Annotated in this window: 22 protein-coding genes and 1 pseudogene; 10 read left to right on the top strand and 13 right to left on the bottom strand. The window is 60.6% G+C overall.

All coding sequences use genetic code 11. The annotated features are described in order from the left end of the window. Positions 1–323: 323 nt before the first annotated feature. The 9 genes and pseudogenes from ssb to CAL12_RS20300 all read left to right on the top strand — a co-directional run. Positions 324–683: pseudogene (ssb, locus tag CAL12_RS20335) on the top strand (single-stranded DNA-binding protein); the annotation flags it as partial. 74 nt (positions 684–757) lie between these two features. Next, positions 758–1,174, top strand: coding sequence for a hypothetical protein (locus tag CAL12_RS20330; protein ID WP_086066279.1), 417 nt, complete (start codon positions 758–760; stop codon positions 1,172–1,174). A gap of 98 nt (positions 1,175–1,272) precedes the next feature. Then, the gene (locus CAL12_RS28325) at positions 1,273–1,422 is read left to right on the top strand and encodes a hypothetical protein (protein ID WP_198298280.1); all 150 of its coding nucleotides are present in this window, start codon (positions 1,273–1,275) and stop codon (positions 1,420–1,422) included. 29 nt (positions 1,423–1,451) lie between these two features. Continuing rightward, positions 1,452–3,422, top strand: a complete 1,971-nt coding sequence (locus tag CAL12_RS20325) for a ParB/RepB/Spo0J family partition protein (protein WP_086066278.1) — start codon at positions 1,452–1,454, stop codon at positions 3,420–3,422. A gap of 135 nt (positions 3,423–3,557) precedes the next feature. Continuing rightward, positions 3,558–3,869, top strand: coding sequence for a type II toxin-antitoxin system RelE/ParE family toxin (locus CAL12_RS20320; protein ID WP_066671154.1), 312 nt, complete (start codon positions 3,558–3,560; stop codon positions 3,867–3,869). A gap of 2 nt (positions 3,870–3,871) precedes the next feature. Further along, positions 3,872–4,168, top strand: coding sequence for a NadS family protein (gene nadS, locus CAL12_RS20315; RefSeq protein ID WP_066671150.1), 297 nt, complete (start codon positions 3,872–3,874; stop codon positions 4,166–4,168). Between the two features lie 1,032 nt (positions 4,169–5,200). After that, a complete protein-coding gene (locus CAL12_RS20310) occupies positions 5,201–7,873 on the top strand; it encodes an ATP-binding protein (RefSeq protein WP_086066277.1) in 2,673 nt (890 codons plus the stop codon). After that, positions 7,851–9,053 carry a hypothetical protein gene (locus tag CAL12_RS20305; protein WP_198298279.1) on the top strand — a complete coding sequence of 401 codons (1,203 nt, stop codon included), beginning with the start codon at positions 7,851–7,853 and terminating at the stop codon, positions 9,051–9,053. Before CAL12_RS20310 ends, CAL12_RS20305 begins: the two co-directional genes overlap by 23 nt. Before the next feature lie 30 nt (positions 9,054–9,083). Then, positions 9,084–9,980: a HEPN domain-containing protein gene (locus CAL12_RS20300; protein ID WP_086066275.1), complete on the top strand. Its 897-nt coding sequence runs from the start codon at positions 9,084–9,086 to the stop codon at positions 9,978–9,980. A 98-nt stretch (positions 9,981–10,078) separates the two neighbouring features. Here CAL12_RS20300 and mobF read toward each other — a convergent pair whose 3' ends face one another. Together mobF and CAL12_RS20290 are read right to left on the bottom strand one after the other, a co-directional pair. Then, entirely contained in the window at positions 10,079–13,063 is a 2,985-nt protein-coding gene (gene mobF, locus CAL12_RS20295; protein ID WP_086066274.1) for a MobF family relaxase, read from the bottom strand. Positions 13,064–13,084: 21 nt separating this feature from the next. After that, complete coding sequence (locus tag CAL12_RS20290) at positions 13,085–14,788, bottom strand: type IV secretion system DNA-binding domain-containing protein (RefSeq protein ID WP_198298278.1); 1,704 nt, start codon at positions 14,786–14,788, stop codon at positions 13,085–13,087. A 120-nt stretch (positions 14,789–14,908) separates the two neighbouring features. Between CAL12_RS20290 and CAL12_RS20285 the strand changes: the two genes are divergently transcribed. After that, positions 14,909–15,301, top strand: coding sequence for a hypothetical protein (locus CAL12_RS20285; RefSeq protein ID WP_086066273.1), 393 nt, complete (start codon positions 14,909–14,911; stop codon positions 15,299–15,301). A 219-nt stretch (positions 15,302–15,520) separates the two neighbouring features. On the opposite strand, the gene CAL12_RS20280 is transcribed toward CAL12_RS20285, so the two are convergent. The 11 genes from CAL12_RS20280 to CAL12_RS20230 form a co-directional block, all read right to left on the bottom strand. Beyond that, on the bottom strand, positions 15,521–15,910 hold the full coding sequence (locus CAL12_RS20280; RefSeq protein WP_086066272.1) for a hypothetical protein: 390 nt from the start codon (positions 15,908–15,910) through the stop codon (positions 15,521–15,523). A 9-nt stretch (positions 15,911–15,919) separates the two neighbouring features. Next, a complete protein-coding gene (gene stbB / locus CAL12_RS20275) occupies positions 15,920–16,627 on the bottom strand; it encodes a StbB family protein (protein WP_086066271.1) in 708 nt (235 codons plus the stop codon). A gap of 12 nt (positions 16,628–16,639) precedes the next feature. Next, positions 16,640–17,092, bottom strand: coding sequence for a hypothetical protein (locus tag CAL12_RS20270; protein WP_086066270.1), 453 nt, complete (start codon positions 17,090–17,092; stop codon positions 16,640–16,642). A gap of 727 nt (positions 17,093–17,819) precedes the next feature. Then, positions 17,820–18,866 (bottom strand): helix-turn-helix domain-containing protein, encoded by a 1,047-nt coding sequence (locus CAL12_RS20265; RefSeq protein ID WP_086066269.1) that lies wholly within the window; start codon positions 18,864–18,866, stop codon positions 17,820–17,822. A 69-nt stretch (positions 18,867–18,935) separates the two neighbouring features. Then, positions 18,936–19,208 carry a hypothetical protein gene (locus CAL12_RS20260; protein WP_086066268.1) on the bottom strand — a complete coding sequence of 91 codons (273 nt, stop codon included), beginning with the start codon at positions 19,206–19,208 and terminating at the stop codon, positions 18,936–18,938. A 20-nt stretch (positions 19,209–19,228) separates the two neighbouring features. After that, positions 19,229–20,257 carry a P-type DNA transfer ATPase VirB11 gene (gene virB11 / locus CAL12_RS20255; protein WP_086066267.1) on the bottom strand — a complete coding sequence of 343 codons (1,029 nt, stop codon included), beginning with the start codon at positions 20,255–20,257 and terminating at the stop codon, positions 19,229–19,231. A gap of 62 nt (positions 20,258–20,319) precedes the next feature. After that, complete coding sequence (gene virB10, locus CAL12_RS20250) at positions 20,320–21,483, bottom strand: type IV secretion system protein VirB10 (protein ID WP_086066266.1); 1,164 nt, start codon at positions 21,481–21,483, stop codon at positions 20,320–20,322. Continuing rightward, positions 21,480–22,346, bottom strand: a complete 867-nt coding sequence (locus CAL12_RS20245) for a TrbG/VirB9 family P-type conjugative transfer protein (RefSeq protein ID WP_086066265.1) — start codon at positions 22,344–22,346, stop codon at positions 21,480–21,482. The genes virB10 and CAL12_RS20245 overlap by 4 nt, the downstream gene beginning before the upstream one ends. After that, entirely contained in the window at positions 22,343–22,918 is a 576-nt protein-coding gene (locus tag CAL12_RS20240; RefSeq protein ID WP_086066264.1) for a hypothetical protein, read from the bottom strand. The genes CAL12_RS20245 and CAL12_RS20240 overlap by 4 nt, the downstream gene beginning before the upstream one ends. A 5-nt stretch (positions 22,919–22,923) precedes the next feature. Beyond that, positions 22,924–23,604, bottom strand: a complete 681-nt coding sequence (locus CAL12_RS20235) for a virB8 family protein (protein WP_086066263.1) — start codon at positions 23,602–23,604, stop codon at positions 22,924–22,926. A gap of 420 nt (positions 23,605–24,024) precedes the next feature. Then, positions 24,025–26,442: a restriction endonuclease gene (locus CAL12_RS20230; RefSeq protein ID WP_086066262.1), complete on the bottom strand. Its 2,418-nt coding sequence runs from the start codon at positions 26,440–26,442 to the stop codon at positions 24,025–24,027. Positions 26,443–26,661 lie beyond the last annotated feature (219 nt).

The raw sequence follows: 26,661 nt of genomic DNA, 5'->3' as shown, positions 1-26,661 counted from the left end.
GCCCGGTCAGCACAACAAACCACCTTTCGGGAGATTTCGACGTGAATGCCGTAGATCAAGCCAAGCAGCCGGCTCTCGTGACGGACTTCCACGAAGGTCAGCGGGTGACCTGGCGCATGCAAACGCGTGGCGACATACCCACTGCGCCCGTGAGCGCGGTCGTACGTAAGCTTGGCGATGCGCGCGTGCAGATCGAAGTCGCTGAAAGCGTGCGTTGCGAACGGATTCGTTCTTTTCTGTGGGTGCCGCCTCACACGCTTTCCCCGGGCGAGCGGGCCAACACCAAACCTGGGTCTATCTCAACTTCTGCAAGGAGCAGGGTCATGGCATCGGTCAACAAGGTCACTCTCGTCGGCAACCTGGGCCGCGATCCGAAGGTCCGCTACGGCGATGACGGAGGCGCGATCTGCAGGATTTCGCTCGCTACTACCAGCCAATGGACGGACAAGGGCACCGGCGAGGTCCGCGAAGAAACCGAATGGCATCGCGTCGTCCTGTTCAACCGGCTGGCCGAAATCGCCGGGCAGTACCTGAAAAAGGGTCTCTCCGTGTACATCGAGGGCCACCTGAAAACGAGTAAGTGGCAGGACAAGGCGACCGGCCAGGACCGCTACGCCACCGATGTAGTAGCTGACCAGATGCAAATGCTCGGCGGTGCTCGCCAGGGCAGGGCAGGGGCGGGCACCGATTCGCACAACAACACTCCGCCCGCCCAGGACGACGACCTGCCCTTCTGACCTGACTTGGAGCCAGAACCATGCATATCGCTCTCTACACCACCGCCGCCTGCGACGAATGTGACAAGACCAAGGCTGCGCTTGTCGCCCGAGGCATCCGCTTCACAGAGCGCAGCGCCGCCGAACACCAGTGTGCACTTGTCGCCAAGGGTTTTGACGGTCCTCCCGTCATCGCTTTCTCTGTGGAGTCAGAACTGGTCGCGTGGCAGGGATACCGCCAGGACCTGATCGACCTGCTGGCCGACCTCATCGAGTACGGCCCGCTTCCGCGACACGGGTTCCGGGACCTTTGTGACGCCCGCGACGCCGTGCTGACCCGCTTTCAGGCCATGCAGCACATTCGCGGCCATCAACTCGATGCGGACGAATTCTTTGCCGACCATGGCAAGCATCCGCTGTATCGCGGCGCGGTCCTGCTGGACTGGCTCGGCTACTAATCCGGCCATCAACGCTGGCCACCAAAGAGATCGCCCCTGATCGGCGGCAACCGACAGGGGCGCACATCCCAACCCACCCTGTTGCAAGGAGAACTGCGATGAACCACGACTTTATCAGATTGGCCAACGACGTGCGCCGCGCACACGCCCTTGGCATTGCCATCCGGCTTCCCGCCATGACGATGCGCGAGCTCTCGACGCTGATCGCGCTGCTGGCCGAGGCCCCCGCTTCCACCCTGTTGCACTGACCCGCTAACTCGATCCAGGAGAACATGCCATGAAACTCGATTCCAAAGAACTCGCCGCTGTACACGCCGCTGGTGTTCGCACCGACATTGCGTATTCGCAACTGCGGCTGAGCGCGCAGTACCAGGCCCGGCGATCTGTCGAAGGGGCGCACGACCCCGAGCTTCTGGAATTGAAGGCGCAGATAGCCGCCATCGGCGGGTTGCTGCACAACCTGGTCGTCGTCGCCACGGCGGACGGCTACTACGAAGTGTGCGCGGGCGGTCGCCGCTTTGCCGCCATCGGCCTGCTGATCGAAGAAGGTGCCTTCCCGGACGGCTACGGGGTGCCCTGCCTCGTCATCCCGGCCGAACACGCCCACCATGCCAGTCTCATCGAGAACGTTGCCCGCAAGGCCATGCACCCCGCCGACGTGTACGAGTCCTATGCCCGATTGCGCGCCGAGGGCTGGGCGGTTGACGCCATCGCCGCCGCGCACGGCGCGAGCGAGAAGGCCGTCAAGAAGCTGCTCGCCCTGGGCGGCGTGTCGCCCACGTTCATGGACCTCTTCCGCCAGGGCAAGATCGACCTGGACGAAATGCAGGCACTGGCATCGGTGTCCGATCACGCCCGCCAGGAAGCCGCCTGGAAAGCGGCCAAGCAAGGCTACTGCCATCGCCCGAGCCGCATCCGAGAATTGTTGGCGGAGACGGAAATCCGGGGCGACAGTGCGGTCGCCCGCTACGTGACCGTCGCCGCTTACGAAAAGGCAGGCGGCGTGGTGCGCCGCGACCTGTTCTGGGACGATGCGTACCTGAACGACCCGGAAAGGGTGCGCGACATGGCACTGACGAAGATGCAGCGTTCCAAGCTTGCCAAGGCCGTGGCCGGTGAGGGATGGGGTTGGATCGACTACGAGATTTCCTTCGAGCACAGCGAGCGCAAGCACTTCGGTGAAATCCAACGCGTTCACCAGGAACCGGACAAGGCCCAGGCCAAACAGCTGGCCGCGCTCATGAAAAAGCGCGACGACGCCCGGGCCAAGGTGCGAGAGCTTCTGCAAGCGGACGACCCGGACGAGGCCCAACTGGCGAAGCTGCGCGTCAATCTTGAAAGCTGGGAAGGTCAGATCGAGGGGATTCGCAGCAAACTGTACGACTATCCGGCCGACCTGAAGCCGCTGGCTGGCGTCATGCTGCACTTGGACTACCACGGGGACCTGAGGGCCACACGCGGTTTGATCCGCCAGGAGGACCGGGAAGCGGTCGCCGCCCAGATCCGCAGTACCGCCCAGGATGCGGGCCGCGACGCCGCGACCGTAGACCTGCCGCCCGTCAAGACGCGGCCGGTGCATTCCGAGGCGCTGACGAACCGGCTGCAAGCCCAGCGCGTCATTGCCTTGCAAGCGGAAATCATCCAGCGGCCGAATCTCGCCTTGTGCCTACTCATCGAGCAGTTGCTGGCCGAGGTCAACGATCCCATGGGTCGTGCCTACCAGACGCTCAGTTTTTCCCTCTCTGCCAGCAGTGCCCACGGAGACTTGGAACGCGTCGATGCCAGCATGGAAAGCGCACCAGCCTGGGAAGCGGTCCAGAAGGAAATGGAGCTGCACACGCGGGATGTGCCAGGGGACCGGCAGGCGGTGTTGCCCTGGCTGTTGGAGCGCGCTCAGGCGGACAACCTCGGCTTGTTGGGCGCTTTACTGGCTGCGACGATCTACCGCGTCCGGGACTACAGCCACTCGTCCGACACCCGCCACTTGGATCGCCTTGCCGGCGTGGTCGGCCTGGACATGGCCAAGTGGTGGTCGCCCACGGCACAGACGTATCTGAGCCATGTATCCAAGGACCGCATCGCCGCCGTAGTGGCCGAGGCGGTGGGCGAGGGTGAGGCCAAGCCGTTGTTGGCGATGAAGAAGGGGGAAGCCGCTGCCGCCGCCGAACAGCTGCTGGCGGGCAAGGGCTGGTTGCCCAAGGCGCTGCAAGCCCCGGCAGCCGACCAAAACGCCAAGGAGGACGAGTAGCCTAGGCCGGGAACAGATCCGCGTGGTGATCAGGAGGGGCGGCAGCGGTGAGCGCGGTCCCTGGCTGCTCATGCGGGACTGATCGGTAGGGCTCAATTGCTTGAGACCTACGTCAATGACGTATATAATTGACCTATGGAATTTATCGAGACCCCGGTTTTCACGAAGCTGATTACCGCGTTGTTGTCGGATGAGGAATATACCGGGCTGCAAAAGCTGCTGATTGAGAACCCCGAGCGAGGCGATCTCATCCGAGGCGGCGGCGGCATACGGAAGGTGCGCTACGGTCGGCAAGGTACTGGCAAGAGCGGCGGAATTCGGGTCATCTATTACTGGCTCAGCGAAGACCACCAAATTTACATGCTGGTGGCGTACCCGAAATCCAAGAAGGACAACCTGACACCTGACGAGATAGCCGTGCTGTGCGAACTGGTCAAGGAGCTGTGACTATGAAGAAGGACGACACTCTGTTTAACGAACTGCAGACCAGCCTGAAGCAAGCGGCGGCTATTCGCAAAGGGAAGATGCAGCCCTCGCGTGTGTTCAAGGTCGAGACGGTGGACGTCAAGGCGACGCGCGAGAAGACGCACCTGTCTCAAACGGAATTCGCAGAGGCGATTCAAGTCAGCGTCCGCACGCTGCAAAACTGGGAGCAGGGTCATCGCAATCCGACGGGGCCGGCGGTTGCTTTGCTGAAAATCGTGGCGAGCGCTCCAGATGTCGCCGTGCGTGCGTTGCGGGCGTGAACCCTGCACGCGTGGGCTGGCTCAAGCTCGCCCACCGGGCTGATTGAAGCGCTGCTTCCCGCGACGGGAGTCTCAAAAGCATAGGGCCGCCTTTCGGGCGGCCCTATGCTTTTGGCAGGCGGTGGTGTGGGGTGTGGCGTCCAACCCCACCGGCTGCGCCGGCGGGGCCGTCCTGATGACGCTGTGAACGTCCCCCGGACGTTCACCAGGCCCTTAAGGCCGCCGCCGCCGTGGCCGCCGTCGTCCCCCTTAAGGGCCTCACACATGACGCACCCTCGTGGGTGCGGTAGGTTTCTGTTTTATATATTTTTTCTTTCGAGATAGCTAATTATCCTTGTCTGACAAAGAACGGCTCTTATACGACGTTGATGCTACCAAGCCGCGCTTTGCGTGCCGATGGTGCGTTTACATTCGGGGTGCAGGCGCATAGATGTGGAGCTGACAACGGGACTTTCGAAGCTACGTGGACATAGCGTGGATCCCAGCGCGACATCGGCGGGTCATAAACGAGACAAAGGAGGATATGAGCGGACCTATCTCCTCCAAAACTCATTTGCATCGCCAGGTTCTCACCGGCTTTCTGGTAACATTGTGCTACCAGTGGCTGCACCGGGGGTACGCGAATATCTCTAGGGAGAGCGCAATTTCTTCCCCAGAGGCACCGTCCTTGGATGTCGCGGCGGCCAGCGAAATCGCGGCCGTCTTCGGCAGCATGCTTCCTGGGTCAACAAGCCAGGCATTTCCAGCATATACGCGCCCGGAAAGCGGCTAGGAAGGGGCATCGCGTTGGGTTCAAATGTGTATCGTTCAGATCTTGTTGTCGAGGATCAAGGAAGCGAGCTGAGGACGTGTCCCCCGACGCCGATAGGAATGACTTGCTGCTACCGGCAGGGGTGCCACGCTGTCCCGCATTATCAAGGGCCTAGCATCAGGCCCAGCTCATCCTCCACGTCACGGTTCAACCGCACTAAGACGCAAAGCTATCCACTTTTTTGCGATCGCTCCATTAACCCATAAAAAGACAAGAGACACATGACTACAGCAGAAGCCGCAAAGCAAGACACTGTTGGAAGGCAAGTTTTAGGTTCAGGCTTGACGGCGCCGTCCCCAGAGACCATCGGGCACCAATCTGCCACTATCCCCGTGGAAATCAGTACCCGCTTCCTTGAGCACTTCAGCGAGTTCATGTACTCGTCGCCGCAAAAAGCGTTTGAGGAGCTTATTTCCAACGGATGGGATGCGTTAGCGGACTATGTCGACGTTCGAATTCCGACCGATTTGGCTAGCCCGTCGGCGACGCTTAGCGTGCTCGACAATGGCGAATCAATGGACGAGGAGGGTTTGAGGCAGCTCTGGCACATCGCCTTCTCACCGAAGCGCAACACCCCGGTCAAATCCGGACGAAAGATCATCGGGCAGTTCGGAATTGGCAAGCTCGCCACCTATGTCCTGGCCAGCAAGCTCACCTATATCTGCAAGGCAGCGGACGGCAAGATTCGGCGCGTAACGATGGACTACGATGTCGTCGACCAAAAGAAGGAGGATGTCGAAGGCGGCACGGACAAGCTTATTAGTAACCTGAAGCTCGATGTCTATGAAGTGACTGAAGCCGAAGTGGAGGCCGCTCTACAGGGCGTATACGACGGACCGACCACCCTGAACCTCATCAAGTCGGGAATCCCGCGCCCGGCGGCAGCTCTCGGCGACGACGAGTTCGGGATGCCGGCCGATGTCTTCGCGAAGTCGACCAGAAATACATGGACTCTCGTTATTCTTTCCGGTCTGAAGCCTACCGGGCGCGAACTAAAGTTGGGTGTGCTTCGTCGAATGCTGCAGGCCGCGTTGCCCTTCCGAAGTTCGATAGCAATCTGCATCAATGGCGAACTGCTATCTTCGTCGAAGGTCGATTCTCCTATCGCGCATCAGTGGGCTATCGGACCGGATCTCACCTTCACATCTATCGACCTGGAGGAGGCGAACGCCGAAGATGAGATAGAAAAAACAACCATACCCCTGACAATTCATAGGGAGCCGTACCCATACGTTGAAATTCCTGGCATTGGCCAAGTTACCGGAACGATTACCCTTTTTGAGAACCAGATCAGCGGCGGGAAAAGCGATGATCGTGGCTCGTCGAACGGCTTTCATGTCAACGTCCTTGGGCGGTTGGTGAATCAGAATGACCCAAGCTTTGGCGAAGAGAATTTGAGCCATGCCGCCTGGGCGCGATTTCGGATGGCTATACGGGCAGATGGCTTAAATACGCTGCTTACGACGGACCGCGAGAAGTTCAAGGAGCGCCGTGAGCTAAAGGTTTTTCGCGCATTCTTGCGTCGCGCCTTTAACATGGCTCGTACAAATTACGACTCTGACGTGAACACGACCATGCCGGACGGCGGGGATGTGCTCGTGAAGTCGCTAGGCGTCATGTCACTTAGCCCATTGCGCAATGTCGTCACGGAAGCGTTGAAAGGCCAAACACCTATCCGGGATCTATTCGACGAAACAGGTATCCCTGACCGAGAGGCCAAGCTCCAATCTTGGCGGGTTAACACCTCTGAACATATCAAGAATGCATTGAGCGACGTCAAATACGAAGCCAGCGGCGACGAGGGCTTCGTCAAGTTTCGTCTCTCCGACAATACTATCGTTGTCAACAAAGATCATCCATTCGTGGCTGAACACTCGCGGACGAAGGCGGAAAAGGAGCTTCTTCGAACGATCGCGATGGTGAATCTGCTCAGCGATGTATATGCATTAGACATAGGTGTTGCACCGGCGGCATTGCAGGAGATCAGGGATTACCGAGACAGGTTGCTTCGCTTTCGCGCAATGCAGCAACGGCGATCAGGTACGTACATCGCCAAGCTGCTGCTCCAGATGCAAAACGACAGCTCAAACAGCAAACATCTTGAGGCTGTTCTCTCCGATGCGCTCCGCTACCTCGGCTTTCAGGTGCAAGACCTAGCAAAGTCGGGCGAGCCTGAGGGTGTGGCCAGCGCGTTTTCTACTCCATCCAACGCAGTTCCAACGGCCGAGAATCCGTATCCACCGCTGTATAGCTTTACTTTTGATGCCAAGTCTTCGAAGAATGAAGTAGCCGCAACTAACAACATCAATTTGGCCGGCGTCGTGGAGCACCGAGAGCGCTATAAAGCAAACTATGCTCTCGTTGTCGCGCCAGGGTTCAGTGATGGTGCCCTAGCGACCAGATGCGAGCAGCAAAAAGTGACTCCGATGATGGCTTCCGACCTTGGTAGGTTGCTGGAATATACGGTAGCCCACGGTGCCATTCCCGTGACCAAGCTGAGGGAAATTTTTGAACTGTATGATCCCGCGAAAGTTTCGGCTTGGGTGGCTGATCTGCAAACGTGGTTGCAAACAAAGCGGCCGCTGACTCTCGACATATTTTTGAAGGCTCTGGATAGCCTAAAGGGCCAAACGCCAGACGTGCTTCCAGCGGGAACCCTCGCGTACGCTTGTAGGACTACGCTAAAGGCGGTGACCGTTACTGCGGATGACGTGATTGCCCTAGCCCGTGGTTTATCGATATTGATCCCAGATCTAGTCGGTATTGATAACGATAAGATCGTCGTCAACGCAAGCGCTGACAGAGTTGCAGCGGCGGTGGCAACGCAGCTTGAAAAGCTTCATGACGGCGGGCCCGTAGAGGGAGGCGACGGTGCAGACTCGAAGCGAGATTAAACCGGTACATCCATTTCCTGCTCGGATGGCGCCGGAACTCGCCATTCGTGCGCTGCGTCGTCTTCCGGAGGGCAGTCGTGTGCTCGACCCAATGGCTGGGTCCGGCACAGTGCTTCGCCATGCCGCGGCACTTGGTCATGTAGCGATAGGACGGGACCTCGATCCTCTGGCTGTACTTATGACACGCGTGTGGAATACACCGTTCGACGTTGACAAGCTGCAGCGGCGGCTACGGGCCGTTAAGAAACGAGTTGCTGAACTTCCGGCTACGGTAAACCTCCCGTGGATTGACGACGACGATGAGACCAGCGCTTTTGTCGCTTACTGGTTCGGCGAACAGCAGCAAGAAGTACTGCGCCGCATCGCTTTCGTCCTCGCTGACCTAGGCCGCGGCAAACGGACTCAGGACGCGGAACTGGACATTCTGCGTGTTGCCTTGAGCCGCATCATCGTCACTAAGGATCAAGGCGCTTCGCTTGCACGAGACACCTCGCACAGTCGTCCGCACAGAGTTGCACTCAAGTCAGATTACGACGTTTGGGCGGGCTTCGAGCGGTCTGTACGTCGCTTACAAGGCATCCTAGAACAATCTCCACCTGAGGGCGGTGTCGAGATCGCTAGAGGCGATGCCCGCGCCCTTGACCTGACAAATTCAAGTGTAGATCTAGTACTGACCTCCCCGCCCTATCTCAACGCCATCGACTACATGCGCGGTCATCGGATGTCATTGGTTTGGCTCGGATACAGTCTTGGGGGCCTCAGGACGATCCGATCGAAAAGCATTGGTGCGGAAAGAGGTCCAGACGTGGGTTCTACAGCATCACTGTTCGACGATATCAGGGCTGATATGTGCGGTAGGTCGAGCTTGAGCGCCAGGCACGCGGCTATGGTTCGACGTTACGCGGAGGACGTTTACCGCATGATGTCCGAAGTCTCGAGAGTTCTGAAGAGCAAGGGACGCGCTGTTCTAGTAGTCGGTAACTCATGTTTGAAAGGTAGCTTTATAAAAAACTCTGCTGGTGTGGCGCGGGCCGGCAGTATGGTTGGTCTGAAGTTAGTGCGCGAGGTGGAGCGTGACCTGCCGGATCGAAGCCGCTATTTGCCAATGCCGTCACAGTCGCATGCGCCACTGGGTCGCCGCATGCGCACCGAATCAATTTTGACTTTCGTGCGGACATAACGCATTTCCTGTTGAACAACTGGAGGTGGCGTGGCTAAACGTACATTTGATCTTTACGCGGGCGTGTCTGGGCTTGACCTCGCGCAGGATTTTTTTGACCTCGGCGATGGCGTATTTCTGAGCCGAACCTATGCTCATCTCATGGCGCCGTTCGTTATGGCATTTAAGCGGCCGCCCGAGTACGATCAGCCTCACCCAGGCCCTTGGAAGCCCTTGGGCGGGGGATTTGCGTTTGACATTGACGCCGAGATCAAGATTCCAGCTGGTCTAGACTCGTGTTATGGGACGCAGACGGATGTCGCCCGCATGATTGGCGTTCTGTTTCGGCTTGGCGTGCATCCGGCTCTAAGGCTGCCTGCTTTCGCGAGTCACTCATTTTCAACTATGGCTGACCGATCTGAGGGGGAAAGCTGGCTTAGGCCAAACGAGTTCCAGCCCCGTTACTTTCCCCTCGATAGTGATTCCCATCAGATAGGGGCCGCCGAAGCGGCCTGGGTAGCCGAGCGATGGCGAACCGGCCTGAGACTGCAGAAAGAGAGCGCCGAATTCGCCCTCGCGATTGAAGCGATCGACGGAGGACAGTTCGTTCAAAAATCAGCGCTCGCCCTGATTTCTCTTTGGTCGGCGTTAGAGGCGCTCTTCTCACCCTCGACGTCCGAGTTGAAATTTCGAGTCTCAGCTTTGGTTGCGGCCTACCTTGAGCCACCGGGCCGATCACGTCACACAGTGCAGCGAGCCATTGCCAAACTCTATGACAAGCGGTCCGCTGCGGCACACGGCAAGCCTAAGCATCAGGCCGAGGACCTTTTGGAGACGTTCAATCTGTTGGCCCGGGTTCTTCGAAAGATCCTTGATGATCAAGCTGTACCCTCCAAGGAAGAACTGGAAAGCGCGCTTTTCGGCGCTGGGTCAACTCAAGCTTGCTGAGCCGCCGGGCATCTCGCAGGTATCAACTACAGACGGGATTGATGGTGATGAGTAAACCAAGTTCGATCGTCGTCGCTATTTTAGCTCAGTGACTGCTATTACTCCCCGAACACTGCCTGCTTTTCTTTGATGGGTTGACGTGCCTCGCGGGCTGCGCTCGAGTACGCCAAGCCAATGTCGAGCGCAGTGGTTTTGTCCTCGTGCCGCGCCACGGATCCCGGCAGTTTGTTGCGATTGTCGGTGTAAACCTCGACTTGATAGCGAGCTCTGGACAATGCCACGTAATACACGTCCTGCTTCGTGGTTCGACTGAAACTTTCCGCGTTCATTAGCACGCGATCGGCGGTCAGGCCCTGGGCGCTGTGGCTGGTCGTGGCGTATGCACGATCCAAGTGAAGCGGTGCAGATCTGGCTTCCAACAGTACAGTCCGTTCACCGGATTTCAAAGTCACTGACGTAGGTGTCACGGCTACGACCTCTAGCCGGGCACCGTTAACCAGGTCCCTCGCTGCGTCGTTGCGGGTTATCCGCACCCAGTCGCCGGCGGAAAGCTCCGCCTCTACTGGCTGGTATACGGATAGCTTGGCTGCGCGTGCAGGATTGAACGACGTCTGCGCGCCGGTCTTAATGCGTTCGATCGTCAGACGGTTTGTAGTTGCGTCCTGGCCGACGATCCGGTACATCTCGGCCTGCATTAACGTGCCGTTCAAGTAGTTGCGCTCGGGTTGGATAACGTCGCCGATGTGGTAATACTTGGCCTGCCGGCGCTCGGCTTGTGTGGTATCTCGACGCGTGAGCATCTCGAACGTAAAGCCGCAGCCAGAAAGTCCCAATGCTCCGTGTGCTGCATCGTTCAGAGCATTTCGTGAGTCGTTTGTTCCCGTGACTATAAGAGTTCCTCTGCGTTCCTCCGGCGTTAACGCAGCGTAGCGCTGCGCGACCTCTTCATAACGCTCGTTGTCGTCGGAAATCTGATGCACTGCTTGAAGCTTTGCATCTAGAACGCCGAGCGATACGGCGGCTTTACCGTTGGCAGCAAATTCAACAGCCTTCTTCAAGTGCGGATTCTTTTGCCGAACAATGTCCCCCATCAATGCTGTGGCCATACCTTCGTCCTGCAACTGATGAAAGGGGCGCCCTGCTTCGATGGCCTTTGTCTGGCCGGTGTCTCCGAGTAGCACAACGCGCGCGCCCGCGGCCTCGGAGCGTTGCAGCAAACGCTCCATGAGACGGGTCGGGACGACGCCGGCCTCATCCACGACAAGAACGGTCTTTTCATCGAGCTTGAATCGATCCTGGTTTCGAGCCTCCAGTACCGATGCAATCGTGTGCGCTTCTACACCCAGATCGCGTAGGGCGCGGATCTGCATCCCGTACGAGGCGACCGCTCGGACCGTATGACCTGATTCCTCGGCGATTTTCTTCACCTGGTCGAGCATGTGCGATTTGCCTGTGCCTGCAAGGCCTTGGACGCCGACAACACGATTGGATGTACTGAGGATCAGCTTTCCTGCCGCAACCTGTCCTGGTTTCAGAGAGCGCCCGGCAAGCGATGCCTGCGCAACGTCCGCGAGAAGTATCGGCACGACCTTGCCCCGCCCCTCCCGTTCGATCTGCAGGATGCGCTTTTCGCGCTCTCTCGCGGCCTGGGTTGTGTAATGCGGATCCGCTGGCACCAGCTCCCGACGGGCGATCGCGCGCCGTATCGCGCTGACTGCTTCCTTGTGGCTTTTTCCCGAGGTCATGAGCGAGCGGATCCAGGCATTTCGGCTCAGGACCTGGCCATCCTGCTGTGCTGAAGGTCGGTAGAGCTGGGTGCTGCGGATAAGTTGTCCTTTCTTTGTGAAAGTGTTGATAGCCCGCTGGACGTCGACAATGGTCACACCGGTACCACGGGAATGGTTCAGCGTAGTCTCCAGGAGAGTCTTCTCCCGCGTGACAGATTCACGCTCTGTAAGGTGCTTGATCGCCCAGCGTAGCGCCTCAGCAGCGATGCGCTCTCGGACTTGGTCGGCTGGCGATCTGTACTTGGATCCCGCTCCGGCGGGGCGTGACTCTGGACTACGACCAGAGACACTGGAATCGCCTTCCGTCGTGCCTTTCGTGTTGTCATGCTGTGACAGTTCGCCATGGCCATGTTCGCCGCCGAATTCCTGCTCCGAAAAATTTTCGCGTTCCTTCTTCTCTGGGATGAGATCTAGATCCATCTCCACGGCTTGTCGTTCCCAGTCCGCCTGGAGCGATTCACGCGACACTTCTGGCGTTTTCGCCTGGCGTGTGCGCAGCGTCACCGTTTGCTTTACACCATGGCTGGCACTACGCCGCGTTTCACCGATTTGGGCCAGTTCGGCTTCGATCGTCATCGACCGCTTGGAAAACGCCTCGATCTGCTGACGGGATATGTGAGCCAATTCGAAATGTCCTCCCTCGTGCCGCAAGGCGTACCCGGCCTTCTCGAGCTGCGTGGCGAGTTCGGCTTGATACACGGCGTCGAGAAGTTTTAGCGACCGGAAGATCTCCTCGTTACCCATGGCCGTCCAGCTTCCGTCCGCGCGTTGGGTAATGTTCATTACCAAGGCGTGGGTATGCAGCTGCGGGTCGGCCAGCGCGTCGCGGGACGGCCGCGAGGTCTCATGCCGCCATTTGGCGATCGCGGCATTGCCCGTGCGTTCGACCGACGTGCGGCCGTTTTCCTTGCGCCGGGCAAGCACCATTTCGGCTTCCAGAAACTCCAGCGCTCGCGTCACCGCCTGATCATGTGCCGCCAGGACTGCTGGGTCCTTGCCGACGAGCGCCTGGATGCTGACACTCTTCGGTGCCGAGAACGTCAGATCGAGGGCTGCGCGTGCATTTGAGTCCAAGCGCACCGAATAGGGAAGTTGGATCCCGGGCCCGAAATCACCGCGCATGGCGTCAGCGAACTGCGTCGAGTCGATCTCGCCCGTTAGGCCCAGCGCGGCGGCAGCCTTGCCTTGCCATTGCGCCGCGCCGCCTTCCCGGCTGAAATAGTCGTCCTTCTGTTCGGAGTAATAGTGCATGGCCTTGCCTGCACTGTGCCTGTGTAGGATCTTTCGGGAAATCATGCTTGCCTCGGATGTTTAGCGTTATCGGTGGCCTGCTTGGGCGAGGGTGGCGAGCCGTCCAGCACGAGTTGGCTCCGCAGGTTGGTTCCCATCGGGCCCACCCTGCTGGGTCGGATCCTCGGGGAAGTCGTCGATACTCCAGGCGCGAGGACCTTCGCCCGGCGTGTTCGCCGCGCCATGGGCGCCGGCACGCTTGGCTTCTACAAAGGCGGGAAGACGGTTGACGAAGTTCTGCGGGGTGAGCAGGAATTTCGAGATGGGGCGATCGCCGGCGAAGGCGACATAGCCCGTCAGGTCGGGCAGGGCCTGGATCTGAGCCGCGGTGACGACCCGCTCGGTCGAGCGTACGAGGCGTTCGGACGTGCTGCGCGAGCTTCCGGGATTCCGACTGTCGGTGTATTCAGGGCGCGCGACTTCGTGCTCGCCAAGCGCCTTGGACATTTCTTCCGCGGTCTCCGGATCGGTTTTGGATCCGCCCAGCACGACTAGCGATCGGAAACTCGCGCGCAGCGTCTGCGACATCTGCTTGCCGTAGATGTCGTCGAGCTGTGAGACCGACTGCAAGCCGGCCAGTGCGCGGCCGCCATTCTTTCGCCCTTTAGTCAGGAAGTCTTCCAGGGAGGCGAGCTTTTCCAACGACGCAAGTTCGTCGATGGTGAGCCACCAGCGCCGGGCCTGGTCTTCGGGCATCGACAGCAGGTGCGAGCAGAACACGTCGACCCAGGCGGAGAGCAGGGGTTTCATGGCGTGCTTCATGTCCTCGCGCCAGGTGATGAAGATGCTGCCCGTGCCCGAGTCCATCCAGTCACGGACGCTGAACTTGCCGGGCGGCATACTCATGTGCTCGGAAAGCTTATTGGAAAGAACGAATCGCGCGCTGGTGAGCGCCTTGCTGGCTTCGGACGATCCTGCGAAGAGCGATTCGGCCAAGGTGCCGCTCAGGAAGGTGCGCAGGTCTTTGTCGGAGGCGATGGTGCACCAGCGAAAGAGCTCCTGGATATCGGGCGTGCCCAGCTCGTACAGCTTACGTGCTGCCTCTCTCAGGAGCAGGCGGCCGAAACTATTCCATTCTTCGGCGTTGGCGTCGCCCCCCAAAGGCACGACGGAGAGTGCCAGGCGCTTCCAGTCGTATTCCGCCCGGACCTCGTTGAAGAAGGACCAGCCCTCGGAACGGGCATCGTAGGGATTAAGGATCACGTCATCGGGGCGGCCGAACTTGCTGTATAGGTCGCCATTGGGGTCGACGATGATCATCCGGTCTCCTCGTTTGAGCGCTGAGAAGACGAGTGCGCGTAGCAGCACGGACTTGCCGCTACCCGTCGCGCCGTTCAGCAGCAGGTGCAGGTTCTCGACACTCGTGGGCATCGGGACGCCGGCGATATCGACCTGCAGTTTGTGGGGTTCGGTGCAGAGCTTACGCAGCTTCTTCAGCGGCACCACCTCGGTACCGCGAATGTGCTTCTTGTAGCCCGCGCCGTCGTAGCCGTCGCTTTTGGCGTGTCGACGCAGCGAGAAAGCCAGGGCGATGGCCAGGAGCAGCCCGATGATCGGCGCGGCGATGAGGCCGGAGTGGTGGGGCGTAGCAAGGAGCCAGGCGGATACGACGCGCCAGTCGATCTGGTTGAAGGTCAGTCCGAAGAGAAAGCGCGCGGCACCGAACCAGGCCACGAGGGGAAAAAAGATCAGGGCGAACTTGATGATTCGCCGGCGTATGTCTGGTGCCATGCCTATCCTTGAAGAGATTTTGAGTTCGGCGGGCACAGGGACGGTGTCGACGTTTGTGTTACAAATGGACATCATCCGCGATGGTGAAATCCGCCGTTTAAATATGCAAAGGAGCCGCCCGTGTCACCAGCATTAACCGCCGTAATTTTTCACTGCGTCTTTAATCCTGATGGGTCGATTACCCACTACGGCCACACGTTCGAGATGAACGTGTTCGAATCAATGCCCAATCTCTACGCTGTGACGGTGGTTGAACGGCGATCTAGCGAGACCGTCAAAGTGCACGGTTGCTTTTTCATGGTGACCACTGCGACCCATGAAGACATTCGATTTGAAGAGGTCGTGGGCGATGCTTTTCGAAATGTGAGGGCGTTTAAAGCGATAGACGAGAAGCGCCTGCGGTTTAAGCCAGCGAGACTGGGCAATCTGGGAGGCGGACCACCCACCGAGAAAGAGATGCTGAGGGTGGCTCTCACGCAGTATTTGAAATTCGATACCACTGCCAAAGCGTGAGTTACTCCGTTCGGCCTGATGAATGGGCGGTGGGTCGTGGCGGTGTTATGGCGGGTAAATCGTCGATCAGCAACTGCCGGGTAAGGCCGTCCTGAATTCTTATTTCGCTAAAAGGCGTTCTTCTTGGCGAGTGTTGCTGGATCGGGAGTTGCATGATCACGATTTGCGGTTGTGGTGTGATGCGCTTTTTCATCTGGGGACCTTTGTCGCGGGTGGGGACTACCGGATAACAAAAACGAGAACGATGCTTAAGGCGGCCCCAAGAAATGCGCTGGCAGCACACCAGCCTGCCGTGAGCCATGCATTGCGCGAAGGGCCGTCCGAGATCGCATGGGCGGTCTTGCGCAGCTCACGATCGGCGGCGGCGATGGTGCGAGCGGAGTCCAGCAAGGCGCGACTCGCCTGCTCGGAGACCTGCAGGCTAGCTGTCGAAGCCGCTTGGCGAAGCGCGCTTGGCAGACTCTGGCACGCTTGCGCAACTTGTTCCAGGCGCGCCGTGAGCGCTTCGCTGCGTTCGGTGGCCTGCGCGCAGCTCTCCAGCATTTCCCGGTACAACAATTCCAACTTGCTGCGGGGCGGAGGAAGGTCGGCCTTCAACTCGGGAGGCATGGACGGTCTCTAGAGGAAGAGGGCGTTGAAGGCACGGCCCAGCTGCCGGTCCACCGGTCGTGCCAGCGACTGGAGCGCATGCAGGTCACTGAGGCGAGAGATGAGTGCGGTGTCAGTTCGATCGGCCTCGCGCAGTTGCTGACGGTAGTCGTTGCCGTCGGCCAGGACTTCCTTGATGGTCGTGCGCCGGTTGGCCAGCAGGTCGAAAACCTCGTTCTCGAACACGGCGACTTCTGGGTTGGCCACACACCCGCCGGCCTGCCGGGCATAGCCAAACATTGCGGCGAACTCGTCGATCACGTCGGCATCTACCCGGTTGAATACGAGACGCACCCGGTCCGCCGGTACGCCGATGGCGGCCAGTGCCTGGATGGTCTTGATCGTTTCCCGCTGCGCCTTGCCGGTGGACACCACGGGGAGGACGTAATAATCGATCTCCTGGTGCGCCTGGTCGTACTTGACCAGCTCGGCCAGGAAGTCCTCGATGTTGGAGGCGCCAACGTCGACGATGGCGGCGCTGGCCATGAGGAGCTTGCGGAACAGGCGGCCGAATTGCTCGCCGCGCAGCTGTTCCACGGTCAGGCCCAGGTCGGCCGCGCTTTCATTGGTCGATTCGACCGCAATGATTTGTGCCTCGGTGATCCTGGGCGCGAGAAGGTGGCTGGCGATGACGGTCTTTCCGACCGAACCGGAGTAATTCAGGACTGCGACTTTCATGAGGGAATGCTCCTATTTCCGCCGGCCGAGTTCGGCCAGCGCGTTCAGATCAGGGATGGTGTCCGCATCGCGCAGCTTGGCCAGGTCGGCTTTACTGGAGATGTGGGGCGCGGTTTGCGAATAGGACCTAAGCGGTGTCGGGCTATGCGGCTGGATGGGCGGGACAGGCGACGCTGCGCGAGTCAAGGCCGCCGCCCGCGCGGTGGATCCAGGCGTGGAGGCTGTGCCGGCGTTGCGGCGCCGCCACCGGTACAGCGCTTTACGCAGCGATTCCGGGGCCAGGGCAAGGCCAGCGTCTGTCAGCTGGTGCGCCATGGCAGCGTAGGACACGCCTTGGGTGGACAAGGAATCGATGGCAGGCATCAGGGCGCGCAATTGAGCGCGCCGCTGCGTCTTGCCGAGCTCACGAAGGCGCTTCTCGATGTCGCCGAGCGAAGGGAGCGAGGGATCAGGCGTCGTGTTCATTGGTTTCTCATGACGAGATGCCCAGCTTTGCCGGGCTGCTGACGGGGTTGACGGGAGGGGGAGCCGCGCCCGCTTGCGGGCGTGGGGGAACCCTCGCGGTTCCCCAGGGGGTCGGAAGCGCGGCCGCCTCGAGCGGCCGGCCAGGGGGGCAGCATGCCCCCGCGCTTGGGGGGCTACCTCTCCACCGCCCGACGGCGTTCGACGCCGGCGGGAAGGGGGACTGTTGCTATCCCGGTGGGACAGGGGTGAGTGCGCCCCGCGTTTGGGAGCGACGACGGTGTGCACGGGCAATCCAGGACGGTCTGCCGCGGCTGATGATCGATCCAACGGCGAGGACGCTGCGGCTAGAGGGGCGCGGCGGGGCGCAAGCCCCGATCGTGCCGGGGGGCTGCGTCTCCCCCGCCCGACGGCGCACCGCGCCGGTGGGAAGGGGGACATCAGCTATGGGTTCCAGGCCGGCGCCGCAGGCGGCGGGGCGCAGGGAGCGCAGCGACCGGAGGGTAGGCGGATCGGCCTTCGATTTTCGGCCGGTGTCTCGCGCGCGACCCTCTCTCAAACCCTTTAACCTGTAAAAACCTATAGGGTCCCGTTTTCGGGCCAGGCGGCGAGCCGTTTTCGGGCCAGGCGATTGGAAAAACGGGCTGGGCGCAGAGGAAAACCGGGCCAGGCCCGATTTCGGTACAGGCCCATAATTGGGCCAGGCGTCGGACCAGGTTGTGGATAACCGTCAGTTCGGTGGCAACTCCGCCGCGCGAAGTACGCGCGCCCGGAAATTTGGGGCTGGCTCATCAGGCTCCTGGTGCAGTCCCAGCGAATGCCCCTTCGCCACGATCCCGCTCCAACTGCCGTGCCAGGGTGTGCAGCCGTGTCTGGCGTCGCCCCGTTCCCGGAACACCCATAGTCGCCAGGACTCGAACCAGTTCGCGGAGCAACCGTCCTGGCCAGCTTTGGTGCGCCAATACGCGCTGAACGTCGCGGCAATGGCGTCGATCTTCTCGTCGCTCCAATGCGGCCGTTCGCGGCACGTCCAGGCGCGCCATCGATCGGGAAGCGTCCAGCCCTGCGGTAGTCGTGTGGCGCCAGCGCCGGCGGGCTCGCACGGAGACGCCCGTGGAGGGTGCGGGGCCTGACGTCTGGGGTGAGGCTGTGCTGTCGCTCGGAACGCGTCAGTGTCGTTCGTTGTCGCCGTGGCGAGATTGGACGATGTGACGTGACTGGCGCCGACGGACTCCGTGACTGTCGTGGAGGGCGCGTGCCCCATGGTCGAATACGCCGGCGTATCGCAGATCTCGGCGGATTCTTCGCCGCACGCCACGAGGTCGGCCAGGGGCGCCGGCTGTGACGGCAGCGTGCCTTCCGCCGCATCGGCGGGCTGGCCACCTCCTCCAACGTCGCCGCGATCGTCGTCCCCGGCCAGGTCGAGACCGCCCTGGTTCGCGTGGCCCTGCAGGTGGCCACCGGCATAGCTGGGCGCTGCCCCGAAATCGAGGGTGGGCACGGCATTCGGGCACAGCCGGTAGACGACACAGCTCCGGTTGCTGCCGGCACGCAGGCCGGTGTCCACAATAGCGCCCAACTCGCGCAGCCGGCCGAGTGCCTCAATGACCGTTTTGCGATTCAGGTGGGTGACCTTGGCCAGGTACTCGATCGACGCGAAGGCCGTCCAATCGGAGGCGTCATAGCGCACCAGGTGCGCCAGGCTCATCAGGACGGTCTTGGACGATGACTTCTGGACGTCTGCCCGTGTGGCCCATTTGGAAGCGTCAACGCTCATAGCGTCCCTCGTGTGGAATTCTTTTACCGGGTAAACGGTGCTGCCGACCGGCCCGGCGGGGCCGGCTGGTCACGAGGCGATCTCCTCGATGACCTCGGCGATGGAGCGACGCTCCCGCAGCGGCAGGCCATGTGCCTCGTAGAACTCGCGGCGCGCGATGAGCCACGCCTTGTAGGGCCAGCGGCGACGTTCGCCCCAGGGGTATGCCGCCTGGATGGCCAGGTGCGTCGTCTGCGGGGACTCGCCGGCGGCCTGGCAGCGTTCGTAGACCTGCTGCATGATCTTGTAAGCGTCGCTCACGCGCGTATTGCGCGACCGGTAGCGTCGTGCGCCAGAGCTCATGGGTGGGCTCCACATCGATGTCAGGCGAGCAGCGCGCGCCCTGGGTTGAAATAGACCTCGACCAGCTTGTAGTGGGCGAAGTAAAGCGAGATGTCCAGCGTGCTGTACAGAAATCGACGGATCGTATCGATGTCGATCTGGTTGCCCGCGGTGGACTGCTTCACCAGCAGCGCGACCCGATCGAAGGTGTCGCGCGCGCTGTTGGCGTGCGTGGTGGTCACCGAGCCCGGGTGGCCGGTATTGAGCGCCGTGAGGTATTCCCAGGCTTCCGAGCCGCGCAGTTCGGACAGGAAAATCCGATCGGGCGAGCTACGCATGCAGGCGGCAATGCAATCGGTCGCCGATATCTGCCCTTCGTCGGCCCCGTAGATCATGTGCACGCGGTTCGGATGGCGCGGCAGGAAGAGCTCGTGTACGTCCTCGATGGTGATGATCCGCTCGTGCGTCGGCACGCATTCGATCAGGCTGCGGGCGAACGTCGTCTTGCCGGATCCGGTCTTGCCGCCGATGATCATGTTGCGGCAATAAAGGACTGCCTTTTCCAGGAAGGCGCGGGTGTTGCGGCTATTTTTCAGCTCCAGCAGCTCCCTGTCCTGATCGCTCAACGCCGCGGCGTTCTCCAGCGGGCCACTCACGTCCTTCCAGTCCAGGAACGCCCCCTCGGCATCGAGCTCGTCCAGCGTCTTGACGACCGAGCTGTGCTTACGGATGTTCAGCGACAAGCTGCCGTCCAGAACGGCTGGCTGTTGGGCCACCTGGGCACGCTCGCCGTCGGGAAGCTTCAGCGACATGATGGGCGTGAAGTTCTTCTGATTGAAGCTCGCCATCGCATCGGTGAGTGCCTTCAGGTAGTCGACGGTCAGCTCTGGCGCGTCGTGCTGATACCAGGCTCCTTTGCGTCTGGTAAAGAGCACGCCGGGACGCGGGACCGTGATCTCGCGGATCTCGTCATCTTCCATATAGGCGGCGATGGGCCGCATCATCTGGCGCACGACCAGGGCGCGACTGGACTCTCGCGCTTCTTCGGGCGTGGAATGAATGTCGTTCATTGTCGGTAGGGAATTGAAAACGGACCCCGGGGGGCCGTTTATCGTGGAGGAGAAAGGCGGTGCTACTGTTGAACAGCGCGTAACTGGTATACCGAGCTGAAATCCAGGTCGCGCGCGGCGAAGATCCCGACACGGCCTCCCTGGTTGCGGTACAGGGTGGGCGGGATGTTGATCGAGTTGTCCAGCACGGTCGTCACGGCGTTCTTGGCGGCGTCGTCCGTGCTGTCGAAGCGGATCGAGCCGCTGTCGTTGTTGCCGCGCGAACTGGCCCAGGTGCCGAAGTCGCTGATGAGGCTTACCAGGATTGCTCCGCCGAAACGCTCCGCGAAGTGCGTGTCGATGTACCCGTTCAATCCAGCCTCGCCCAGCGCCCCCGTGCCTGGCGAATCCAGGTTGATGACTACGCCCTCGGGGGTTTCTAGACGGGACCAGACGACGCCGATGCGTGGCTGCCCGTGCGCGAGCACGCTCTGCTGGTAGCCGATAAAGAGCGTGCCTGGGTCGATCAGGGCGACGCGGCCATTGGTGGACCGGATTTCGTGCGTGGCGTAGCAACTGATCATGCCGGCCTGGGCGCTAACCAGCTTGGTCTCCATAGCGCAGTCGATCATGGTGCCCTGGGTAAGCAAGAAGTCCCGGTTCCCTAGCAGCGACGCCTTGGCTGCGGCGAGCTTGAGCGGTCGGAGTTTATCGGCCATCGGACCGCTGTCGGACTGCTGTGGGCGAGCAGCCGACGGCGGGCTGGCCGAGTCGCTCTTTTCTACCTTCGGACCTTGCAGGCCACTGGTGAGACGTCGTTTCGTGACATCGTCGATCTTTGGCCCGGCGACTGCCGCGAGCGACACGCTACCTTTCGGATCGGGCGTGGCCGCGACCATCGCCGGCACCGCCTCGGGTGGTTTGGCTTCCGGTGGCGGCGCGGCCGGCGGTTTGGGCAGCGACAGTTTCAGGCCAGGCAGCAGGTTCTCGATTCTCCCCTTTGGGGCGGCATCGGGTGCGGAGGCATCCTCTCCGCCGCGTGTGGCCATGGCCCGCCAGGTGACGATACCCAGCAACATGGTCGCGGCGACGAAAAGAAGCAGCATGAACGCCTTGGCGCCGGGTGCGATCGGTCGCGCCGACCCTTCCAGGTCCGGACGGCCGCGGCCCTCGACCTGTTCGGCCTCGATGGCAGCGACCGCGTCGATGGGTTTGCCCCTGGATTTGCTTCGCTTGAACCATTTCATTGACCAGGCTCCTCACGGATAACCCGCTCCACCGCAGGAGAGATCGTGCGCGTGGGCAGGCTGCGGGCTGGTATGGGCGAATCGTTGTGGATCGCCAGGACCTGGTTGCCCAGGCGAAGGTGCCATAACGCCGAGGTCCGGTGAAGAACGATGGTGTGTTCGTCGGCCATATGCCGGTTCGGAATGACTTCCTGGCCATCGGCGTCGACGAAGTACACCGCCGGCAGGTCCTGGCCAGGTGCGAAGCGCAGCCACGTCTGCGCGCCATCGTCCCAGGCATTGACGGGCGCGATCGACGTGTCGCCGTTCATCGTGTAGTCCGTCCAGTTTATGGCGCCTTCGGTCTTGGCCAACGCCCGCGCGATGAATGTCTTATCGTCGCGCACCTTTTCGCTGGCCTGCTCGTCGTCCGGATAGCGCAGCACCAGGCGGAAGAAGCCCTCGGAATTGGGCTTCTTTGCAGCCTTGGTGCCGGCGGATTTCTCCGCTTTTTCGTCTGACGGCGTCACGTACCGCAAGGAAAACGAATAGCTGCGTTTGTCGGTGATGTAGAGCAGGTTCGTGTCCGCCTGCTCCACGATGGGCTTGAGCAGCAGGTGGTTGCCGATCTGCTGAAACGCATAGGCTGCCCCGTCGCCGAAGGCATGGGTGACGTAGTGTTCGTCCTTGGCCAGTTCGATCTGCGTCGCGACACCCAGGGCCGTGTCCACTTCGATGACGTTGTCGGGGTCGTAGTTCGCCCATCGGATACGCGAATCCTTGGGCGAGGCGTGGGGATGATCCAGCGCCAGGGAAGGTTGCCACGCCGAACCCAGCGCCACGGCGCATATCGCCCCGACGATAAGCTTGACTGCGCGATTCATCGGTCGTGTTCCATGGCGTGTTCGGCAGCGTGGTGGTGCCCACGCGCCAGTTGATGTTCGTGCGCCTTGTCATGGCCGTGGCCGATTTCGGTGACCAGACCCACGCCGCCGACCGCCTTGAAGGGATAGTTGATCGTCAGCGACCTGTCGATTTCGGTCGACTCGAACGCGCGGACCAGTGAAGCACGGTTGTGTACGATGAGGTCACCCGTGTCCCGGTCAAGCTGGATGACACAATTGGGCGTGGTGCCGACGATCGGCCCCTCGTAATGGCGGCCATCGTCAGGTTGCCGGATCTGTTTGTCCTGTTCGCCGTAGAGCTCGACGGGCCGGCGTGCTTCGTTCGTGCGCATCTCGAAATGGCGTCCGATACGTTCCGCGGCCATGACGGCGGTGGGCAGCCGCAAGTCGGCGCGTTCATTCAGGTGATCCTTGCAGAGCTTGGCCGCGCCGTAGAGGTCATGCCGGGCATACCGTTCGATGTCGCGCAGGATTGCAACGCGCTCCGCATTGGTCAGCCGATCGGCGGTTTCCAGGCGACGGGCGAGCGCATTGACTTGGTTCTTGTCCATGGTGGTTACCTCACGGTTTCGATGTCGGTTGTGTAGCTCACGACTTGAAAGCCAAGGGGGTTGTCGCGCCCGACGCTCTCGGAGATCGGTGTATTGACGTAGTGATACGCAATGGTCGCGATGAACTGCTTCGATTTGGCCGGCGCGTTGTCGCCCTCTGTGGTCTGCGTGAAGCGCACCGTGGCGCTTTGCTTGGGGCCAAGCGTGATCGACCGGACGTGGATGACGACGCGGGTGTGATTGCCGTAGACCTTGTCCAGGCTGTCGTCGCCCTGGAATTTCTTGTAGTACGCCTTCTGCACGCTCGGGGCGCTGAAGAGCCCGCAGCGGTCATAGGTGTTCTGGATCGTGTACCAGTCGTAGCTTTCGCAGGCGAGCACGTACTGATGCAGAAAATAGCGATCCATGCGGTCGCCGTAGTCCTCCTGGGCGTCTCCCAGGCGGGTGATATGGTCGATTTGTCCTTTGGCGTTGTCGACACGCACTGCGTACAGGATCGGCGGCGTTTTGAGGGGGAAGATGGTGAGCAGCGCGCCGGCGGCAAGTGCTGCAATGACGAGGCCAGCGGTGGCGACGCGCCAAGCAGTACGCCGGGAGGAGAGCAGCTCGGTGAGTAGGTCTCTTTCTGCGCCTCGCGAGCGTTCTAGCTGGGCGTCGAGAGATAGGTTGGGATCGAGTTCAGACATCTCCGCCTCCGCTGGTTGCAAAGCGCGAAATGCCCGAGCGTACAGACGACAAAAGGCGAGCCGCGACGAGCGCAGCCGGAAGGGCGGCCTTCATGAGTTCTCCGGGAAAGACAGGCAGCGCCGGCAGAATGGGCGCTATGGAAGAAAGGGAGGATGCACAGCGGATGCTGCGCTGGAGGGGATAAAGCGAAACTCGCCGCGCCAGGGCGGCGAGTTATTCGGTGCTTGCGGTGGTCGATCCGTGCGTGAGATCGCCTATTGCAGATCACCCAGGCTGAATCGACGAATTTCTATATTGACTGTCGGCGCGAATTGATCAGACGAGTCGCCATGGCCCAGGTAACGTCAGTTGGTCCGTTCGTTCACGACAGTGATCAACGGCGCACGTTGTTGCTGAAAAGGCAGCGTGGACAGATGCATCTAGACGCCATCCATCAGAAAATTGGCAAACTGCTCACCGTTGATAAGCTCGAAGCCGAACTCGACCGCAGCCGCAACAGCCCCTGACGAGAACCCGCTCGTGGTGATCAGGATACCGCGGCTTTTTGTCCCCCCTCTGTTCGCGAGCGCGATGGCGCCGTAAAGTTCGCGCACAATCTCAGGCCCCACGGTGCGATGCTGTGCCCAGCATTTGCACTGGACGATCCACGATTGACTATCCTCGTCTACAGCATAGAGATCGACACCACCATCGCCATCCCTGTTTGCCGACTGATGGACGACCCTCAGTCCGCGCAGCGTCAACAGACGAAGACAGTCCTTTTCGAAGTCGAACCAGGCTGGTCGAGATCCGGCCGGGGCGGTCGATACCTCGTCGAAGATCATTCGCGACGCCGACCTGCTCCGATACGTCCGTATCCGCTCATCGTCGCCAGCATTACCCCTCTCGTGCGGACGAACGAAGGTGAAGCCTTCCGGAATATGCATTCCATATCTTTGAGCGAGGAATCGCTGCGCGGCCGACGCAGTGCTTGCTCGTCTAAGATGCGGTGCAACTGAATGCTTGGGACGGCCGGCGCTAGTTTCACCGACGGAAAAGCGGTCGGAGTGGGGAGTCGAATAACGCACCCGAGGAAGATAGATAACGGTTCGCACGTCTCTGCCCCGAATCCGACGACGCATCGGACGTACGTTGAAAAGACGTTCTCGTTGCTCGACGACTAGGAAGTCGCGAATGATCGCAGCGGCGATCAGCTTCAGACTAAGCTCCGCGTCAGTGTTCCACATGACCTCGCCGTCGTCCTCGCGTGGACGAATCAGGTGTGCTGATGCCGCTCTTGGCGGATCGCCTGTGATGCCGATGGCGACGTGGTGATATCGATCGGCTGAATCTAGAAAATGACAGGAGAATTCCCCATTGCTTTCGAATATCCTTGTCGCAACGAAAGGGCCGAAGTCCACCTCGACGCGAGCGCCCCACGGGATCGACCACTGCCTGGCTTCCTGGGCTTCACGAAGCATCTTCTGGATAGTGCCCTCCGCCTCGTCATAAGAGCATTCGAGCACCACATTCTGCAATGACTCGCAGATAACTCCCAATGGCACTGGGAAATCGTGGGGGGTCAGTCGCAAGCCGGCATCCAGTAAGTCCATTATTTCCAGGCCGCAACGCCAGAGCTCCTCGATGTCGTCGAGCGGCGCTTCCATGTCGATGGCTGCGGCTTTCATCTCGAGACCGTAGCCTGATGTGTTGGCCATCCAGGGGCGGTGAGAACCTGATCTGGTGATTCGAGCATCGAGCAGCGCGGCTTCGAACATGCCTTTAGCTGCCTCAGCCAGTACGTCATCCGCCGCATCATTCAAGATCTGCATAAATTTGTCTAGAAAGCAGAAGAGCGAGTAAGGGTCCTGGAGAACCGCGAAACACGCCTCGTACGAGGCTTGAGCACTCGGCTCCGGCCCAGCCATTCCGGCAAGCCAGCGACCGATGAGCGGTGCGCGCTTCACCAGCGTAGTCGCGCGCTCTTGCAGTGGTCCGGGCTCTAGCCACATGCCATCGGAATCCACGACAGGTCGGACATCGTCAAGCAACTGGCGATCAAGGATGGCCTGGACGAAACCGGCGGCCCGTCCACGGTTCCGTAGGGCCTGACGACCCCATGCAGCGCGTGCCCGATCTTTTGCATCAAGATCGTCGGCCCATGGTCCGTTGTGCGCCAGTTCAGCCCATGCGTCTGATGACGCATCCGGCCATATTGGTATCTCGACCCGCTCATCTCTGCTCACGACGTCATCGAGGCTAAATGGATCGAACCGCTCATGAATGTTGGAACGTGGGATTCCGGGAGTCAGGAATTCCCACTGAGCGTCCATCGCGCTGCTTGAGGGCGTGTCACTATTCATGCCCGCGTACAGATCGGCTTCCATCCAGCCCGAATGCTGCCCGTCTGGTGTGGCTACAGTCATGAGGAAACGGCCCTTCTGGCGAAGAGCCACCATGACGGCGTCCGTGCTGGAGCGAATCCAGCGTACATGTGGACGCGGATTCTCTGCCCGCGTCATGACCGTCAAGGAAAAAAACATCGATGGTGAATTATCCCATCTCCACCCGACTGCCGCGCATGCTTCGGCGCGACGGACGCGTTTAACAGCATCAGAATTGTGCGCGATAAAGATTATGCAAGGTACGCCATCCTCGCCCACCCAAGCGGGCCCGAAGAACCGCTGCCCGACCGTCGAGCCGATGAATTGCGCGACGAGTCCTTTCAAACCATCAGCGGCAATCGGCAAGGCGTTGGTCGCCTTTGCACGAGCGAATGGCATATCAGCTGTTTGAGCCTGACGTATCCTTTCGGGTCGGGTGAGTGTTACTGCATCGCGTTTGTCGTCGTCGTTCATGTTCGATGTCTGAACCGATTTGGCGTGATGTAATCATATGCTGCCGGCAGGCATTTTCTAGAGGTTTTGCCAGCGTCGCCCCACGGTGCTAGCAAAAGCCCAAGACTCGCCCACCGCTGCGAGCAACTATATGACCGCCGTGCATAGAAGTAGCCGTAGGCTTCGCGTAAATCGATCGCCGGCAACGGGTCGATTCTGTTGGAGAACTCGATGATTATT

The sequence above is a fragment of the Bordetella genomosp. 8 genome, from assembly GCF_002119685.1.
Taxonomy (GTDB): domain Bacteria; phylum Pseudomonadota; class Gammaproteobacteria; order Burkholderiales; family Burkholderiaceae_B; genus Bordetella_C.
This window is presented reverse-complemented; position numbering and strand designations above follow the sequence as displayed.

What these genes read in the sequence shown, in the direction of transcription:
- CAL12_RS20230 (WP_086066262.1), bottom strand. Translation starts at nt 26,442, where the DNA reads ATGAACGACGACGACAAACGCGATGCAGTAACACTCACCCGACCCGAA.
- CAL12_RS20235 (WP_086066263.1), bottom strand. Translation starts at nt 23,604, where the DNA reads ATGTCTGAACTCGATCCCAACCTATCTCTCGACGCCCAGCTAGAACGC.
- nadS (WP_066671150.1), top strand. Translation starts at nt 3,872, where the DNA reads ATGAAGAAGGACGACACTCTGTTTAACGAACTGCAGACCAGCCTGAAG.
- CAL12_RS20280 (WP_086066272.1), bottom strand. Translation starts at nt 15,910, where the DNA reads ATGCCTCCCGAGTTGAAGGCCGACCTTCCTCCGCCCCGCAGCAAGTTG.
- CAL12_RS20245 (WP_086066265.1), bottom strand. Translation starts at nt 22,346, where the DNA reads ATGAATCGCGCAGTCAAGCTTATCGTCGGGGCGATATGCGCCGTGGCG.
- CAL12_RS20270 (WP_086066270.1), bottom strand. Translation starts at nt 17,092, where the DNA reads ATGAACACGACGCCTGATCCCTCGCTCCCTTCGCTCGGCGACATCGAG.
- CAL12_RS20290 (WP_198298278.1), bottom strand. Translation starts at nt 14,788, where the DNA reads ATGGCACCAGACATACGCCGGCGAATCATCAAGTTCGCCCTGATCTTT.
- mobF (WP_086066274.1), bottom strand. Translation starts at nt 13,063, where the DNA reads ATGATTTCCCGAAAGATCCTACACAGGCACAGTGCAGGCAAGGCCATG.
- CAL12_RS28325 (WP_198298280.1), top strand. Translation starts at nt 1,273, where the DNA reads ATGAACCACGACTTTATCAGATTGGCCAACGACGTGCGCCGCGCACAC.
- CAL12_RS20240 (WP_086066264.1), bottom strand. Translation starts at nt 22,918, where the DNA reads ATGGACAAGAACCAAGTCAATGCGCTCGCCCGTCGCCTGGAAACCGCC.
- CAL12_RS20330 (WP_086066279.1), top strand. Translation starts at nt 758, where the DNA reads ATGCATATCGCTCTCTACACCACCGCCGCCTGCGACGAATGTGACAAG.
- CAL12_RS20325 (WP_086066278.1), top strand. Translation starts at nt 1,452, where the DNA reads ATGAAACTCGATTCCAAAGAACTCGCCGCTGTACACGCCGCTGGTGTT.
- stbB (WP_086066271.1), bottom strand. Translation starts at nt 16,627, where the DNA reads ATGAAAGTCGCAGTCCTGAATTACTCCGGTTCGGTCGGAAAGACCGTC.
- CAL12_RS20310 (WP_086066277.1), top strand. Translation starts at nt 5,201, where the DNA reads ATGACTACAGCAGAAGCCGCAAAGCAAGACACTGTTGGAAGGCAAGTT.
- virB10 (WP_086066266.1), bottom strand. Translation starts at nt 21,483, where the DNA reads ATGAAATGGTTCAAGCGAAGCAAATCCAGGGGCAAACCCATCGACGCG.
- CAL12_RS20320 (WP_066671154.1), top strand. Translation starts at nt 3,558, where the DNA reads ATGGAATTTATCGAGACCCCGGTTTTCACGAAGCTGATTACCGCGTTG.
- CAL12_RS20260 (WP_086066268.1), bottom strand. Translation starts at nt 19,208, where the DNA reads ATGAGCTCTGGCGCACGACGCTACCGGTCGCGCAATACGCGCGTGAGC.
- CAL12_RS20265 (WP_086066269.1), bottom strand. Translation starts at nt 18,866, where the DNA reads ATGAGCGTTGACGCTTCCAAATGGGCCACACGGGCAGACGTCCAGAAG.
- virB11 (WP_086066267.1), bottom strand. Translation starts at nt 20,257, where the DNA reads ATGAACGACATTCATTCCACGCCCGAAGAAGCGCGAGAGTCCAGTCGC.